10 protein-coding genes and 3 pseudogenes are annotated in these 16,903 nt (G+C 65.7%); 1 reads left to right on the top strand and 12 read right to left on the bottom strand.

Annotation, left to right across the window (positions count from 1 at the left end):
- Positions 1 to 31 precede the first annotated feature (31 nt).
- From A3862_RS04550 to A3862_RS04520, 8 genes and pseudogenes are all read right to left on the bottom strand, one after another.
- Positions 32 to 1,405, bottom strand: a complete 1,374-nt coding sequence (locus A3862_RS04550; protein ID WP_111473292.1) for a hypothetical protein — start codon at positions 1,403 to 1,405, stop codon at positions 32 to 34.
- A gap of 12 nt (positions 1,406 to 1,417) precedes the next feature.
- Complete coding sequence (locus A3862_RS04545; RefSeq protein WP_111473291.1) at positions 1,418 to 3,196, bottom strand: trypsin-like peptidase domain-containing protein; 1,779 nt, start codon at positions 3,194 to 3,196, stop codon at positions 1,418 to 1,420.
- A gap of 33 nt (positions 3,197 to 3,229) precedes the next feature.
- Positions 3,230 to 3,880, bottom strand: a complete 651-nt coding sequence (locus tag A3862_RS04540; protein WP_236961741.1) for a tetratricopeptide repeat protein — start codon at positions 3,878 to 3,880, stop codon at positions 3,230 to 3,232.
- 231 nt (positions 3,881 to 4,111) lie between these two features.
- Complete coding sequence (locus A3862_RS04535) at positions 4,112 to 5,293, bottom strand: S1C family serine protease (protein WP_111473290.1); 1,182 nt, start codon at positions 5,291 to 5,293, stop codon at positions 4,112 to 4,114.
- Positions 5,294 to 5,328: 35 nt separating this feature from the next.
- Positions 5,329 to 5,715, bottom strand: a complete 387-nt coding sequence (locus A3862_RS30990; RefSeq protein WP_124262925.1) for a hypothetical protein — start codon at positions 5,713 to 5,715, stop codon at positions 5,329 to 5,331.
- 637 nt (positions 5,716 to 6,352) lie between these two features.
- Complete coding sequence (locus A3862_RS04530; RefSeq protein WP_111473289.1) at positions 6,353 to 7,549, bottom strand: IS91 family transposase; 1,197 nt, start codon at positions 7,547 to 7,549, stop codon at positions 6,353 to 6,355.
- Positions 7,550 to 7,555: 6 nt separating this feature from the next.
- On the bottom strand, positions 7,556 to 8,464 hold the full coding sequence (locus tag A3862_RS04525) for a tyrosine-type recombinase/integrase (RefSeq protein ID WP_111473288.1): 909 nt from the start codon (positions 8,462 to 8,464) through the stop codon (positions 7,556 to 7,558).
- Between the two features lie 373 nt (positions 8,465 to 8,837).
- A pseudogene (locus A3862_RS04520) lies at positions 8,838 to 10,278 on the bottom strand (IS1182 family transposase).
- A 1,080-nt stretch (positions 10,279 to 11,358) separates the two neighbouring features.
- Between A3862_RS04520 and A3862_RS04515 the strand changes: the two are divergent.
- Positions 11,359 to 12,627: an outer membrane beta-barrel protein gene (locus A3862_RS04515; protein ID WP_442919059.1), complete on the top strand. Its 1,269-nt coding sequence runs from the start codon at positions 11,359 to 11,361 to the stop codon at positions 12,625 to 12,627.
- A 47-nt stretch (positions 12,628 to 12,674) separates the two neighbouring features.
- Here A3862_RS04515 and A3862_RS04510 read toward each other — a convergent pair.
- The 4 genes and pseudogenes from A3862_RS04510 to glnT all read right to left on the bottom strand — a co-directional run.
- A pseudogene (locus tag A3862_RS04510) lies at positions 12,675 to 12,977 on the bottom strand (transposase); the annotation flags it as partial.
- A 40-nt stretch (positions 12,978 to 13,017) separates the two neighbouring features.
- Positions 13,018 to 13,487, bottom strand: a pseudogene (locus A3862_RS04505) (DDE-type integrase/transposase/recombinase); the annotation flags it as partial.
- Positions 13,488 to 14,885: 1,398 nt separating this feature from the next.
- Complete coding sequence (locus A3862_RS04500; RefSeq protein ID WP_111473287.1) at positions 14,886 to 15,434, bottom strand: formaldehyde-activating enzyme; 549 nt, start codon at positions 15,432 to 15,434, stop codon at positions 14,886 to 14,888.
- Between the two features lie 97 nt (positions 15,435 to 15,531).
- Positions 15,532 to 16,830: a type III glutamate--ammonia ligase gene (gene glnT / locus A3862_RS04495; RefSeq protein WP_111473286.1), complete on the bottom strand. Its 1,299-nt coding sequence runs from the start codon at positions 16,828 to 16,830 to the stop codon at positions 15,532 to 15,534.
- Positions 16,831 to 16,903 lie beyond the last annotated feature (73 nt).

The following is a 16,903-nucleotide window of genomic DNA, read 5'->3' as shown; positions in this document are numbered from 1 at the left end:
GGGTCGGGGGCAGCTCTGGGCGTCGGGTCGGTCAGGGCACGGCCGCGTTCCCGGTCGGGGCCTGGGGGCCGCTCGGTGGCGTTGCCGCGATCGGCAGGTCGAAGGACAGCACGGCCTGCGCGACCCGCTCCGCCGAGATCCGGCCGGCGCGCTGCTCGACGATCTCGCCGTGGCGCGACAGGATGACCTGGAACGGGATCTCCGGCCTCGCCTCACCGTGACGCGCGAAGAGCCCGACCTCGACGCCGTAGCGGCCCTCGGGGGCGGGGGCGTCGTCCCAGATCACGTGCTCCACCGGCCGGCTGGCGCTGCTCCCGCCCTTCTCGTTCTGGTCGGCCACGAGGCGGGCGCCGCAGGAGGCCCGATGCTCGAAGCTGATGCGCGTGCGGTCCGGACAGACGACCTGGAGGTCGAGATCGGACGCGCCCTCCCACGCGAGCGTCAGTTCAAGACCTTGCCCGCGCTCGATGCCGGTGAGACGCCGCGCGAGGTCGGGCGGGATCACCTGCGGGGCCTCGAGCGCGGCCCGCCGCGGCGGCACCGGGCAGCTCGCGTCGCAGGTGAGCGCCCGGCGCGTGAGGGCGAGTTCGGCGGCCCGCACGGCGTCGTCCGTGGTCTGTATCGTCGCGAGGATCGCCCTGCCGTCGGGATCGAGGGCCACCGACGGCGCGGGGCAGTGATCGGGCTGCACCGCGCGCATCCAGGCGGGCCAGTCGCCGCTGCCGACGGCGCAGGCGCGCAGGAGCCGGTCCGCGAGGACGCCACAGAGCAGCACGAAGACGAGCCAGAGGATCGGCGCGAGCCATGGCCGCGGCGCGGGCGCGAGCCGGACGCCGTGCCGCGGCGCGGCCGCTCCGGCCGTGTCCGGAGGCGGCGCCGGCGGCGCCCAGGGACTGGCCGGGGCTTCCACCGCCGCGGCGCTCGCCGTGATCGCGGCGCCGCGCGCGACGGCCGGGCCGTCCGAGCCGGCGCGCCGGTAGCCCCAGGCCACAAGGACCGGCTGGCCGTCGACCGACCACAGGTGGTCGGCGTCCGGAACAACAAGCGCGTCCCGCAGCAGACGGGCGAGGTCACGCGAGGCCTCGCCCTCGCGCTCCAGTCCGTCCGCGAAGGCGGTGATCTCGGCGATCAGACGAGCCGCGGTCTTGCGCAGGGTCGTGGCGGCGGCGGGATCGAGCGCGGTCACGGGCCGCGCATCGCCGTCGACCGCGGCGAACCACGCGAAGCCGGGACGTCCGGTGCCGGCGACCGCGACGGGGGCCGGTTCAGCGAACAGGTGCGCGTGCGCCGGGCTCAGACGGCGCGCCAGCAGGTCGACTAGCTGCTCGTATTGCTGCGCGAGCTTCGGATTGACTGGGTCGAGGCCGAGGCGCGGCGTCTCGGTGAGCTTCGTGGTCGCGGACATGATGACGGCCCCTCAGCGTGCCGGCGGCCGGGCGTCGCGCCCCGGCCGTGGGGCGGTCCGCGCGTCCGACCGCGGAGCCGTCTGGCTGGTCGGCGCGGCCGGTGCATGGGCGGGCGGCGTCGCGGCAGCCTCGGCCGGCTCCGCCGCGGCGGTCGCCGCCGGGCGGAGCGTCGCTTGGAGATCGCATGGACGGTCGTCGACAGCCGCGGTCACGCCGGCGCGCGCCAGGAACGCCGCGAGACCATCCGCGCCCAGGGCGTAGCGCGCGGTGACCGGCATGCGGTCGTCCGTGCGGCCGAAGGCGTTCACGCCGACGACGCGGCCGCAATAGTCAACGAGCGGGCCGCCGCTGTTGCCCGGCGCGATCTCGGCCCCGTGCAGCACCAGCGTCACGGCGGCCTCGTCGTAGCGCTGCAGGTGGTTGACCACGCCGGTCTGGACCACCGGGACCAGGTCGCGGCTCGCCGCGGCGTCGCCGTCCCGGAGGCGAGCGAAGGTCGGGTCGGTGCCGAGATAGAGGCCCGGGAACCCGGCCGCGACCACCGGCGTCAACGGGCTGCCCGGCTTCGCGAGTGCGAGGGGCCGCCCCCCCGAGTGCGGCGGGACCCGGAGCAGGGCGAAGTCGGTCAGGGTGCCCGGGGCGCCGACCTGCACCAGGGTCGCCGGAACGACGCCGGCGTGCCGCCCGGCGATCATCAGCGTCGAGGCTTGCTCGACGACGTGGCGATTAGTGACGACGAGATCGTCCGCGACGAAGAAGCCCGAGCCGGTGGCGTCGCCGGCCAAAACCAGGACCGTGCTGCGCTCCAGCCGGTCGACCAGCCCGTCGGTGGGCGGCGTGCCGGGCCGACCGGACTCTGCCGGCGGCGCCGACGGCTCGACGGCAGCGCGAGCCGCGGGCGGCGCGGCCGGATCCGCGGGCAAGCGCACGCCGGCGGGGCTCTGCGGAACGAGCCCGGGAAGTTCAGTCCGGAGACGGGGGCAGGCGAAGCTCTCCGCCACGGCGAGGACGTCGCGCCGACGGCGAAGACCGTCGAGCCAGGCCGTCTGGAAGGCTCGGGACTCGGCTGAGACCGCCTGGGGCAGCGGCGGGAAGACCAGAACGCCCGGCACGTAGGAGAGCGCGACCAGGGCCGCCGCAATCCCGGCGGCGACAACCGGCGCGATGCTGCCGCTCCAAGCCAGTCGCGCGGGAACACCGAGCCGCGGTCCGGACTCCGCATCCTGGCCGGCCGAGGCCGCCGGCTTGAAGCGGGCGACCCAGTCGTCACGATCGACCGGCGGATAGGGAAGGTGATCGGGGGCGACCGCGCCAAGTGTCAACGCGTAGTGGCGCACGCGTCCGCGCTCGTCCGCGGCCAATCCCTGAGGGAGCAATCCCCAGTCGACGATGAGCGGGGCGTCCCCGACCGCCAGCACGGCGGAAGGTCCCGCGAGATTGAGGCACGCCGCCGTGAACGCGCCCGCCTCACGGTCTCGCAGCACGGGCTCCAGCGCCGCCAGCGCGACGCCGAGCCGGTGCCTGAGCAGGGCCGCGCTGTCCGGATCGAGGTCGGCCAGCGGCCGGATCGGGCCGTCGAGATTCGTGTACCAATCCACGCGCGCCGGGGCAGCCCCGTTGCTGCGCGAGATGACCGGCTCGGCGAAGAGTTCGGCAGCGGCGTCGCCGCCGTGCTGGCGCAGGATCCGCCGCAGCCGATCATAGGTCTCGATGACCGGCCGGTCATCGGTGCGGACGGCATCCAGTCCGGCCAGCGTCCGGCTGGCGACGAAGCGCGAGGCGCCGGTCATGGCCGCACCGCCCGCGATGCCCGCGGCCGCCGGCTAATCACACCGCACCCCCGTGCCGGTGCCGTCGAGTTCGAGGCGCACGAGCGCGTCGCGCGCCTTCACGGTGCCGCGCTCGGCGGCCTTCACATACCAGGCCCTGGCCGCCGCGGCGTCGGGAGAACCGCCGATCCCGTTGTCCAGGGCGACCGCGTAGCAGTACATCCCTTCCGGGATGCCGGTCTCGGCCGCGTCGCGGAACCACGCGCGCGCCTTGGCGTCGCTCTTCTCGAACCGGCGCCCTTGCTGGTAGAGGATGCCGATATTGACCTTGGCCGCACCGCTGCCCAGTTCGGCCGCGCGCCGATAGGCCTCGAACGCATCCTGGTTGGCGCCCTGCCGGTCGTAGGCGCGGCCGAGCTGGAAATGGAGCCGGCGCAGCAGCGGGGCCTCGGCCACCGCCGCCCGGCAAGCCGTTACGGCCGCGCCGGCGCGCAGATCCCGGAAGTTGACGGTCCGCTGCGCGTCGGGGGCATCCGGATCCCACGGCGCACTCGCAAGACGGTCGCAGGACTGAACAGCCCCGATTCCCGGATCGCCGTCGTGCGCAAAGGATGCAACACAGGACAGAGAACCGACTAGCACAAGGAGTCCAATACTTGCCGCAGATCTCAGCCTGTTCTCGCTAAAATTGCTCAAGGTCGGCACCGGAGGGTCTCTCGAACACGATCGCCGCTTCCACTTATGCGCCCGCAGGTTAATGTGCCTACAATCTAAAGTGGTTAAGACGCGCGCGACGAGATGGCGTGCGAAAACTCAAGGTGATTGTCGTGGGCCGTGGCAGGCTAGCCACACGCGGACCAGGGATCCCCCATCGCGGGGCGGTGCCGCCAGAGTGGTCGGCTACCGGAGAGCAGCCCTGTTACGACCGAGCCGGCCTCAACGGCAGGTGATCTGAACCGTGAAGTCGCGAGCCTTCTCGGCGATCGCGGCGCCGTCCATCGGGTCCGTCATGCGCACGTTGATCGGCGCCTCGACGCCGTTTGCCTCGAGGAAGTTGAGGGCTATCGTCGACTTGATGGCGAAGTTTACGTTCTGCGGCACGTCGCCGGAGGCGAACGCGACCTGCTTGGATTGCACCACCCCGATCACGTTGCCGAACTGGTCAAGGGCCGGTCCGCCGCTGTTACCCTGCTGGACCGGCGCCGAGATCTGGATCTTGCGGGTGTCGTCGCCCGAGCCCGCCGTCGCGGTGACGCTGCCGATCGTGAAATTTCCCGTCGAGGCCAGGACGTTGCTCTGCGGATAGCCGTAGACGTAGACGCTCTCGCCGAGCCGCGCCCGGATCGAGAGCGGCGGCACCACCTTCTGCGGGAAATCGGTGGTGAGCACCGCGAGGTCGTTGGCGGCGTCCCGGGCGACAAGACGGGCCCGGAGGGCGGTATGGCCGGGCTGCTGCACGGAGATATCCGAGCACGCCTCGACCACATGGTTGTTGGTCAGCAGGTGCCCGCGTTCCGACACGTAGAAGCCGGTTCCGGTGCTGGTCATGCCGGCTTCGAGCTTGCGCGGGTTATCCGGCGCGGGCTCTGCCTTCGCGGCCGCCGTCGTCACGTCCTTCTGGCAGCCGATGACGGCGTCGAACGCCTCCGTGGACCCGACGAGGGACAGCACGGCGATCTGCCGGCCTTTGAAAATCACGTTGATGCTGCCGGACTCGGACAGGTCGGCCACGAAGCGTTCCTTCAGCCCCGACTGGTACAGCCCGTGCGCGTCGCCGCGATCGAAGCCCGTGAACGTCCCGTGCCACTTCTGGCGGCCCGCGATCATGTGAAGCTCGTACTGTCCGCCCACCTCCAGCGAGCGCCACTTGGCGTTGGTGAGGGCCAAGTACGACGCGCCGCGGGCACCATTGAAGCCGAACCAAAGCGTCGTCCCGTCGCCGTAGCTCGCCGCCGCCAGGCAGCCGCCGAGGTTCTCGCTGTAGCCGATGGACCAGCCTGCGACCTTGCCGAAGCTCTTGTCGACCGTAAGCTTCGGGGGAGCGGGCGAGGCCGCGGCGGGTTGAGCCACGCCGCCGACGGCCGCCAGAACGGCGAGGGCAACCTTCATGCGAGCCATGCGCGTCGATCCGGCGGGCGTCCTGGAAGTGGTTCTCAGCGAGTCTGGTTGACCGAGGTCGTGGCATTGCCCCGCGGCGATGCGAAGGGGTCTGCCGATGCGTTCACCACCTGCGCTCCTGTCGGGCCGGCGGCTGGCTGCATGGGCTGGCGATTCGCGCGAACAACCTTCCGCCGGGGCGCTGGCACGCGCCGCACCTCATGGATGACGCGAACGGTACGGCGCGGCGCGGCATAGACGACGACGGGGCGCTCACGCGCCGCCTGCGCGGCAATCGAGCCGGCGATGACGCCGCCGAGGACGCCGCCGGCCAAGCCGCCGAATACCGCACCCGCGCTTTGCGCGCGAGAGGGGGTGGGAGCCAGACTCAGTACGATGATCGCACCGGCCGCGCTGGCCGACAACAAGAAACGCGCTACCATCAACTCACCCTCGACAGACCAAGTTCAGAATTAACTGCGGCCTGATCGAAGCTTAGCCATATGTGCGACCCTGTGAAGGGGGATCGACCACCTTTTACCCATTTAAGGTTGCCACTTGCGGAAAAAGGGCAACGGAAAGTTACGTAGACGGGCGACCGATTGCGGCTCAGATCCTCGGATACGCAGAGATTTGTATGGTACTGAACTATTCCCGTGCTACGTGGCCTCAAATTGGGTTGGCGAGCGTTTCGGTCGGTTCGTTACGGACCCGTCTGCTTTTCCGGAAGATCGACCTCGTAGCAGACATTCCGGTTTCGTGAAGAGTTTCGGGCGCCGTGAGGCGTACGAAAGTCTCCGAAGAAGGAACCCGCGGCGACCGAGGCGCTCAGCTATGGAGATTGGTCGTTTCGGCCTGATGGCAGGGTGTCTCGCGACGGCCAGGGCGTGACCGTGTCCCGGCGCGCACGTGCTGGCTGAGACCGGTTCGTTGGCTCGCCAGGATCGCATGAGATGCCGACGCGGGGGCCATACCCTGGCGTGGATGGTCGATGGTGACGTCGGCTGGAACAGGCGTACGACGGTCCACGGCCTGCGGCGTGGTGCTCGCAGCAGGCGACGGGGCTCATGGAGCGCCGGGTCATGTGGCTCTCATCCGGGTTGAAGCCGAGGCGGTCGGCGGACCTCGCGGCTGCATGAAGCGGCCGAAGATCTCGACGACCGTCATGCGTCCGCCGCAGCACCGACAGGGGGTCAGACGGTTGGGCGATAGTGCGGGCTCGCGCGAGATCACCGGCGGCGGGGCGGCGAGCAGGTTGCGGATGCGGGCGAGGTTGGCCCGGCGGCCGGTGCTGGCAAGCAGACCGTAGTGGCGGATGCGATGGAAGCCCTTGGGCAGGACGTGCAGCAGGAAGCGGCGGATGAACTCGTCCGTGCCCAGGGTCGTGATACCGTAGCGCTCGGGCCCGTCGCGGCGGTAGTCCTTGGTGCGGAAGGTGACGCCGGCCCCGTCGAAGGCGACCAGCCGTCGGTTCGAGATCGCCACGCGGTGGGTGTAGCGCGACAGGTAGGCCAGCACCGCCGCGGGACCGGCGAACGGGGCTTTGGCGTAGACGACCCAGCGCTTCGTCCGGGCCGGGGACAGATGGCGCAGGAAGGCCTGGCGCTCGGCCAGGGGCGCCAGGCCGCCGAAGAAGACGAGCCGTCCGGCCGCGTGCAGCGCGCTCAGCCCGACCAGGAACAGGCGGCGGAACAGCTTGGCCAGCACCCGCACCGGCAGGAGGAAGGCCGGCCGCGACGACACCCACCGTGCACCATCAGGCGAGAGCCCGCCGCCCGGCACGATCATGTGGACGTGTGGGTGGTGGGTCAGCGCCGAGCCCCAGGTGTGGAGCACGGCGGTCAGCCCGATCTTCGCGCCGAGGTGCTTCGGGTCGGCGGCGATCGTCTGCATCGTCTCGGAGGCGGCCCGGAACAGCAGGTCGTAGACCGCAGCCTTGTTCTGGAAGGCGATGGCGGCGACCTGCGTCGGCAGGGTGAACACGACGTGGAAGTAGCCCACCGGCAGGAGGTCGGCCTCGCGCTCGGCGAGCCACGTGCGCGCGGCCGCGCCCTGGCACTTCGGGCAGTGCCGGTCGCGACAGGAATTGTAGGCGATGCGCCGGTGGCCGCAGCCGTCGCAGGCCTCGACGTGCCCGCCCAGCGCGGCGGTGCGGCAGGTCTCGATCGCCGCCATGACCTTGAGTTGGGCGAGGCTGACGTGACCGGCCTGGGCCGCCCGGTAGCCGGCGCCCGCGGCCCGGAAGATGTCGGCCACCTCCAGCGTGGAGGCCGGCACGGGGCGTCAGCCGCCGGGCGCGATCTCCCCGATCCGGAACAGCCCGAGCTTGTCCAGCGGACTGGTCACGGTGCGGACCGTTCGGGTGGCGACCTTGGTGTAGAAGGCGGTGTTCTCCAGCTTGGCGTGGCCGAGCAGGACCTGGATCACCCGGATGTCGATGCCGTCCTCCAAGAGGTGGGTGGCGAAGCTGTGGCGCAGGGTGTGCGGGCCGACCCGCTTGGCGATATCGGCCGCCCGGGCCGCCTCGACGACGATGCGGTGGAGGTGGCGGGTGCTGATCGGCTTCATCGGATGCTGGCCCGGGAACAGCCAGCCGTCACGCTGCATGACGCCCTGCTGGCGTCCGACCTTCCACCACTGGCGCAGCAGGGTGAGCAGGTCCGCGGGGAGCAGCGCGTTGCGGTATCGTCCGCCCTTGCCGCGCTCGACCCGGATGAGCATGCGCGCGCTGTCGATGTCGATGACTTTGAGCGCTGCGACCTCGGCCACGCGCAGGCCGGCGCCATAGGCCACCGACAGAGCAGCCTGATGCTTGAGGCAGGTGGCGGCGGCGAGCAGCCGGGTGACCTCGTCGCGGCTGAGCACCACCGGCAGCGTGCGCGGATAGGCGAGCCGGACGAGCCGGCGCGCGAGGTCGGGCCGGTCGAGGGTGTGGGTGAAGAAGAAGCGCAACGCCGAGACGATGGCGTTGAGGGTCGGCACCGGCACGCCGGCCTCGCGCTGCTCGACCTGGAAGCGGCGCAGGTCCTCCGCGGTGGCCGTGTCGGGCCGGCGCCCGAGGAAGGTGGCGAGGCGGCCGACGTCGCGGATGTAGTTGCGCTGGGTCTCGTGCGAGAACCGGCGCAGGCTCATGTCGTCGATAAGGCGCTGGCACAGGGGGCTGACCGCGCTGGCGGGGAGAAGATCGTGCATCGTGGGGCTCCTCGGATGAAGGAGCCGCGATGCTCGGCCCGCCGCCGACGGGCCTCAAACGATGCGCGACGGTCCCGACCCTACCACGCCCTCACCACACGCACCCTCCCGCGCAGCGGGTTCGTTCTCCGGCCAGGAGCTGCCAAAGCCGGCCCACCGTACTGCCTGGAAGCGGACCTTCCGGCCTTCTGCAATAGGTCCAGGCCGTGTCAAAACGCCGGGAATGGGCTTTGCGCTCGGGTGACCCCAATCTTGCGAGAATGGGCGTTCCATCGCTTGGAGCGACCTTTTGCAGTCGAGCGACAATCCGTCTGAGTTGAAGGCGCTGCTGGACGGCTTTTCAGCCCCTCAGTGAGCGATCCAAGGCCCTTGCTCAGGCGGGGATCGCTGCCAAGAGCTTCCGGCTTCCCATGATGTTGAGAACGCGCGTCAGATTGTAGGCCAGGACCTAGAGTGCCATCTCGGTCGAGACGCGCGGCAAGGTCTTGGTCAAGAAGTGCGTCGCCCCCATCCGCGCCTTCAGCGTGCCGAAGGGGTGCTCGACCGTCTCGCGCCGGACCCGCATGGCCAGCGGATCGCCGTCCAATCGGCGCTGCACAGCCTCCAGCACGTCCTCGTGTTCCCACCGGGTCACCCGGCGCTCCTTGCCCGTCGTGCAGGCCCCCCGTCATCGGGCAGGTCGAGCAGACATTCGTCCAGTAACGATGCAGCGTCAGGCCATTTTCCACCGAGGTGTGCCGATAGGACAGCGTCTGACCCGCCGGACACAGGTAGGTGTTGTCCTGACGACGGTAGAGGAAATCATCCTTGCCGAAGCGCCCGACGGCCTTCGCGCCCGAGGTCATCGGCCGGGGCAGCGTCACGGCGATGCCGGTGCGTTCGCAGGCCAGGATCTGTTCACTGGAATAGTAACCCCGGTCAGCCACCGCATCGAGCGTGTCCGCTTCCAGAGCATCTTTGGCCTGCGCGGCCATGCCGCTGAGCTGCGCCCGGTCCGAGCCGGCATTGGTGACCGCGTGCGCGACGATCAGGTGATGCTCGGTCTCGACTGCCACCTGGACGTTGTAACCCACCACGCCCGATCCGCGGCCGCTGGTTGCCATGGACCGCGCGTCGGGATCGGTCAGCGAGACCTGCCGGTCGGGCGCGGCCTTCATCTGCTCCTCCAACTCCGCCAGCCGCTCCATCTCCTGCCCGAGGCGGGCGACCTTTCGCTTCAGCCTCTCCACCTTGGCTGCGAGTTCCGGCGTGGGATCCTGACGATCGGCTGTGTCGAGCTGAGAGAGGTAGCGTGACACGCTCTCCTCGATCTGCTGGCGGCGCTGGTCGAGCTTACCTTGCGTAAAGTTGCGGTCGCGATTGTTGACCGCCTTGAACTTCGAGCCGTCGATCGCGACGCACGTCCCCGTCAGAAGGCCCATCGTGCGGCACAAAGCGACAAAGCGGGCACAGACTCGTCCGATGGCGGGGCCGTTCTGCCGGCGGAACTCGGCAATGGTCTTATGATCGGGCGATAGCTGGCCGATCAGCCACATGACCTCGACGTTGCGGCCCGCTTCGCGCTCCAGCCGCCGGCTCGACGGGACCCGGTTGAGATAGCCGTAGACGTACAGCTTCAGCAGGGCGGCCGGATGGTAGCCCGGTCGACCCGTGCGTGCCGGATCGACGCCCGCAAAGCCGAGCGCGCCGAGTTCCAGGGCCTCCACGAAGGCATCGACGACGCGGACAGGGTTGTCCTCAGCGATCCAGTCTTCCAGGCAAGGCGGAAATAGCGTCGTCTGATCGCGCTCGGCACCGACAACGAACCGTCCCATGCCGCCCTCCGATCGTGCAGAGGAAAGCTACCACCATCGGAGTTTTGACACAGCCCGGGTCGGAAGCAGCCATCTCCTCGGCGCGCAGTGCCGATCTAGAATCAAGCACGAGAAGGTTGGCTACCGCGAACGCAACCTGCTCGCGCCTCACGGACCAAGCGAAGCGGTCGAAAGCGGGTGTCTCATGCGCCGTTGCTGATGTCATTGATGACCCAACGAGGCTTGCCACAAACGAAAGAACGGCCAGGGACCGCATCGTCACACCTCATTCATTGGACGATTGGGAAACTCGAACCCACCGCGGTGGAATCAGACAGCTGCCGGTTCTGTTGCGCCAGCCACAAGTCGCAGCCCTCATCAAGAAAGTTGATGATTGGCAATAGGTTACCAGGTTCAAAGCAAATTCGAGTGTTCGGCCTTGCGTTTCCTGTCAGGCATGGTAGTTTCTTCGTGGGACTTGCACAACCGGGCGGATGTTTTGCCGGTCTCATGGTTTCTCCCAAGGACTTCGCTTCGTCGGTCCCTCCGGCCGACGAGGCTTTTTGTTTTCTGCTTGTACTGCAGGTAAACTGGGTCGAATTCAGTGAGGGTCAGGAGGAGACCAAAAATTCGGAACGATAAGGCGGCGCGAACCAGATCCGATCTGGCCACTGTTCCGCAGAAATCGAAGTTAAAATCTAATTACAATAATGAAAATCGGCCTTTATGCGCGCAAGCACCATCGTTTTCAGACAAATACATTTCTTGATAATTACTGAGACTTGCGTCATGAGCTTGGATATTGATAGCTGAATGCGACCAAAACTATTCGTGATCTGTCGGGCCAGCGCCTGAAGTGCATATGCACTTAACCAAATCGAAGAGTCCCACGTCAGCTACAACGGCTCACATCGATTGGCCTCTATAAACATGCGTTGCCGGATTGTGACACGTCCGGAAGGATAAACGGGGGAGGGCAGGTTACAAGGTTTTTCCTCTTGAGCTTGGCCGGTGACTGTGAGGAAATCGCATGAAGGTCCGGCCGCGCCGGCACCAACCGCGAATGTATTCACAAGGGGCCTGAGGATGATAAGCGTGTCGATGCGGTCGGGATGTTTCCTCGGAGCATTTGCCCTGATTAGTACGGCGGCGGGCGCCGCAGACATGGGTGCCGTTGCGCTACCGCCATCCGCTCCAGAGCACTGCAAGGTCGCGATCTCGACACCCGTTTTCGGGCCGACGATTAAGCCAAACCCCAATCCTGCATGCATTGAGACAGCACTCGGCGACATCTATGTCGGCGGCGTCGTGTCCGGTTTAGCCTATAATTTTTCGCCCCCTTTCAGCCCGCTCTCACCAGTATTTCCCGTTCCGCTGAACTCGGGACGCGACGAGCAGAATCGGGTCGACTTCACAAATATGATGGCCACGGTGCAGAAGGCAGATGGCCAGTTCCAGTTCTACGTTCAGGCCGGCCTTTACTCATTCCCGCTGCTCGGCTTCCCGCTCTACTCCTCATTCGACCAGAATACCCAGTTTTTTGGGCCGGTGCCGATCGCATTTGGCAAGTACCAGATCAACGACGAATGGTCGGTTCAGGGTGGCCGGATGTTCGGAAACATCGGCTCGGAAGGGCTATTCACGTATCAGAGAATCAACATCTCAGGCGGCCTGTTGTTCAACCAGGAAATCTTTCTCAATCAGGGTGTGCAGGTCAATTATTCGAGCGGACCGTGGAACGCCGCGCTTGCAGTAACCGATGGCTTCTTTTCTGGTGATCTTAACTGGGTGACCGGATACATCACATACAAGATCGATGACAACAGCACGGTGGGTATCAACGGCGGCACCCATTTCCAGAATTTTGATAGCCGGTTCCGCGGCTCAAAGTTCCAGGTTGCGACACCAGTCACGCTGCAGAACAGCAGCATTATCAGTGTAAACTACACTTACACGAACGGTCCATGGACGATCACGCCCTACGGGCAGTACACGAGCGTCGATCGGGACGCACGTCTCGGGCTCGGGGGTGCTGAAACCTACGGCGGCGCCCTGCTCGTCGCCTACAACTTCACCGATTGGTTCTCGATCGGTGGTCGCGTCGAGTACATCGCTCAAAACGGCAGCCGGCTAAACCCGGGCACCACCACCAACCTGCTCTATGGTGCGGGTAGCTCGGCGGCATCTTACACGATTACGCCTACCTTCACGTTTGACCGGTTCTTCGTTCGCGGCGAGTACTCGCACGTTGACCTATACGGCATCCAGATCGGCGATCTGGCCTCCGGCACGCTCGGCACCGGCTTTGGCCGCACTGGCAACGTGAGAAGCCAGGACCGCTATATGGTTGAGGCCGGCTTCACCTTCTGAGCCGAACGAATCTCTTCCGAGCGCGGCCGCGGTGCGAGGCGGCTGCGCTACTGGAAGGAGGCAAGAGTCCGTCCGCCGCTGTATCTAGAGCTGTTCCCGCTTAGGTATGGGACGGCCAAGTCGTTCTCGTAGCCCGCTGCGGCAAGGTAGTTGCGGCCCTCCTGCGGGGTGAAACGCATGAATGCCTGTCGGATCGCCGCCCAGTGATCCGGGATCGTGCGGGCGGCCGCACTCCGCAACAGCGCCTTAAGCTTCGCGAAGACCTGCTCGATCGGGTTGAAATCAGGGCTGTAGGACGGAAGGTAGAGCAACCGCGCTCCTGTGGCCTCGATCGCGTCCTTCACGCCGGCAAGCCGGTCGACCTACCGGAGGGTGCTATACTCAGCGTCTCTCGAATGAGTGCCACAGCCCGCGCCGGTAAATCACGCCCACTTTGGACAGGACGATGATCGTCTCGGCGAGAGCGTTACCGTCGATGTCGCCAACGCTGCCGACTGCGGGCTCGACTCCTGCTTCGGCCAAGAGCTCGATGTAGCGGACGCTCACGTGCCGCGATCCGCGGTCCGATTGACACACGAACTGCTGCCGGTGAAGGGGCGCCTCTCGTGCAGAGCCTGTTTCAGAACATCAAGCACGAAGTCCGATCGGGCTGAGCGCGATGCGCGCCAGCCCACAATCCGGCGGACGAAGACGTCGATCACAGAGGCCACGTGGACGAAGCAGCCCCAGGGGGCCACGTAGGTGAAATCCGCGACCGATAGCCGGTTTGGGCACTCGGCCTTGAACCGCCGGATGGACCGGTCGAGAGGACAGGCCGCGGCTGGACTGGGAACGGTCCTGCGAACCCTGCGTCCTCGTACGCCTTGCAGGCACAAGACCCTGTGCTGCCCCACGCCTCACGAGTTCATCTGCCAGCCCAGCTCGAAAGAGCCCGAGCGTTTCAGGCCCGATTCATCACATCACATGCCGGAACCGACCGCCTAATCTCATGCGCATGGGGCATGGCCGAGGTGTGAAACCTCAGCTACCGATTTTCGTTGTGCATTGCCACATAGGGAATACCAATTGAAGATAAAGGCAAGTCCGATGGTCGCCCTGCTCCTCTACTATGTCTTCTGCGCCGGCGTAGCCGCCTCGATGTATTACGGCTTCCGTCTTGCTGTGTCAGCGAGGATCAGTCTCGCTGTTCGCATTGCCGAAAACCTGCGTCCGATTACGAAGGTCCAGAGACCGACGGAGCCTAACTCTTTTAACAACGAAAATATTGTGAGTTCGCGTCATCTCGCTGCGTGACTCTGAGGGCACCCTGAGCGGCGCTCCAAAGTCATGAAAAGGTCCGCCCAGCTAGGCTGCGGCGGGCCTTCGTTTTTGCCACTATAACTGCAGCACGATTGTGTTCGGGCCAGTAAGATGGCTGCCAATCACAAACAGTAGCACGACCCATGCGCCGAAGATTCTCAGGGCACTCAAACAAGCAACGTCTGTCATTCTAGATATTATTCAAAAATTAAAATCGCCCGCTTGGCGGCGACACTCTCGGTATGACAGAGTTTGACTTATCCCAAAGATGACTTGATTGATGTCTCGCACTTGAATTTATGTGCATCCTCAGCGTCCTGCGCTGTGACACGACTCGATGTCTAGTCGTCCAGACCGCATCCGCCGGTAAATTTTCTCGCCCAGCACACGGGGTCCGGTCCGTGCAACGCCCAGCCAGTGTACGACTGAAGCGCGCTCGCGACGCCTCAAGGTATGCCGAGCTTCAGCTAGGACCGCACGCAGAAGCGCAGCACATACCGCTAACGGCTCGTCTTCGGCCGTGGATGGACCGAGCCAACATCCCCATCGATCGCAATAGGCTACCGGACGCCCTTTGGGTCGGCAGATCAAGCGGAGCCGCCAATTTGGAAGGACGGTTCTGGCCAAGCACATGCTCGAGTCGAGGCTGCCAAGAAGGCGAAGATCCTCTTCTCGCAGCCAAGCGTTAGCAGGAGCTGCGTGACCAAAAACTCGTGTAACTATTGAGGCCCACAACTCGTCATCCAACCGATGCGCGTCGAGTGTCCGCGTCAGTAAGCCAGAGAGTATCTCAATCCGTCTTTGGATTTGGTCATCGGCCAAGGCTTCTGCAAGTCGCATGAAGGCTCCTAATCGACATCACCGTTGCCGTCACCGACGCACAAAAGCACCGCTGTCCCAAATCCTTAGAGGGTAACCCTGCGCCATAAATCAGCAAGAGGTCTGGTATGTGGCTATATCTAAATCTTTCCTTCTAAACCCATCGTGTAATATTTGTGGACGATCTTCTCCTGGTTCTCCAACAGCCAGTCGATCGATGGCTCGTTGGTCATCGCCTTGCGGATCGCCTCGGTCATGCCCTTGCGCTGGATCTCGAACAGCGCCTTGTGGTCGACCGTCTGGGCCTCGATCACGCCCGGGCTCAGCCAGACCGAGCAGATGATGCCGAGATCGTTGGCCTTCTCCTTCGGGATGTAGCCCGCCCGCACGGCGTCGAGCACGCCGTTGGCGATGGCGAACTGCACCGTGCCCATCAGGATCGACGTGTACTTGCTCTCGGTCACGCTGACCTTGGAGACGCACAGGGTTACCGGGCGGACCATGATGTCGGTGTTGAGCAGCGCGAAGACGCGGCTGTGGCCAACCACCTGGTCGCCGGTCAGCGTCGCCAGGGCCGTGCCGACCGGCCCGTCGAGCTCGCCGATGATGACTTCCGGCTCGGACGCCGTGTTGGGCGGCCCGCCCGCCACCAGGGCTTCGCCGGCGCGGAGGATGATCCGTTCGCTCATGCGTGAGGCCTTTAGATGTTCTATGATCGGAGCAGTTGCGTCTGGACTAACTTGATCGGTCGCGCCGGGCGGCATGGCCGCCCGGCGAGGCCACGCTTTAGCAATCGAGCGTGTTGTCGCGCTCCCACTCGGTCAGATGACGGCAGTAGGAGTTCCACTCTTCCTGCTTGAGCTTGAGGTAGCTTGGTACGAAGCTTCCGAGAGCGTCATTCAGCACGTCGCAGCGGTCAAGCGCCCGCATCGCATCGAGCATGTTCAGCGGCAGCTGCTTCACACCCTCGACCGTGTGACCCTCGGTGTACATGTTGATGTCGAGACGCTTGCCTGGATCGCGCCGGTTACGCATTCCATCAAGGCCCGCCGCCAGTATCCCTGCCTGCAGGAGGTAGGGATTCGCCGCCCCGTCAGCGAGCCTGAACTCGAAGCGTCCGCCATCCGGAATGCGGATCATATGGGTGCGGTTATTCCCCGTGTAGGTAACGGTGTTCGGAGCCCAAGTGGCGCCAGACGTGGTGCGGGGCGCGTTGATGCGCTTATAAGAGTTCACGCAAGGGTTGGTGATTGCCGCGAGCGCGTCGGCAGAATGGATCAGACCGCCGATGAAGTGGTAGCCCTCCTTCGACATGCCGATCTCGTCGGATTTGTCGCTGAAGACGTTTTGCCCGTCGCGCCACACTGAGACGTGGGCGTGACAGCCTGAGCCCGTCAAATCCATGAAGGGCTTGGGCATGAAAGTCGCTCGCAGCCCATGTTTTTCGGCAATCGAGCGGGTCATGTATTTGAAGAAGGCGTGCCGATCGGCGGTGATGAGCGCGTCGTCGTAGTCCCAGTTCATCTCGAACTGGCCGTTCGCGTCCTCGTGGTCGTTCTGGTACGGCTTCCACCCGAGAGCGAGCATCGCGTCACAGATTTCGGTGATGACGTCGTAGCGGCGCATCAGGGCGGACTGATCGTAGCAGGGCTTCATCTGCTTGTCGGCCAGATCCGCCGGCTCAGAGCCACAGGGCGTAATCAGGAAGAACTCGCATTCGACCCCGGTCTTCATCTGCAGCCCGTCACGGGCGGCGTCCTTAATCAGACGCTTGAGGATGTTGCGCGGGCCCTGCTCAACGGGCTTGCCATCCATCACGAGGTCGGCGGGCAACCAGCCAACTTCCGGCTTCCAGGGCAGCTGGATCAGGCCGTCGGGATCGGGTACCGCGACGAGGTCCGCATCGGCCGGACTCATGTCGAGCCATGTCGCGAAGCCGGCGAAGCCCGCTCCGTTCTTGCAAGTGCTGCGGATAGCAGCGGCCGGTACGAGCTTAGCGCGCTGGGTGCCGAACAGATCAGTGTAGGAAACGAGGAAGTATTTGATGCCGCGTTCTTTGGCGGCGGTCTCGAGATCGAGCGTCATCACGAAGCCCTCCCTAGGGCGGAGATGGATAGAGTGCTTCAATGGAAAAGGCCGCCCCTGGAGGAAGCGGCCT

Origin of the sequence: Methylobacterium sp. XJLW (genome assembly GCF_003254375.1) — a bacterium.
Classification (GTDB): domain Bacteria; phylum Pseudomonadota; class Alphaproteobacteria; order Rhizobiales; family Beijerinckiaceae; genus Methylobacterium; species Methylobacterium fujisawaense.
Note: the sequence above shows the minus strand (reverse complement) of the source record. Positions and strands in the feature narration are given on the sequence as shown.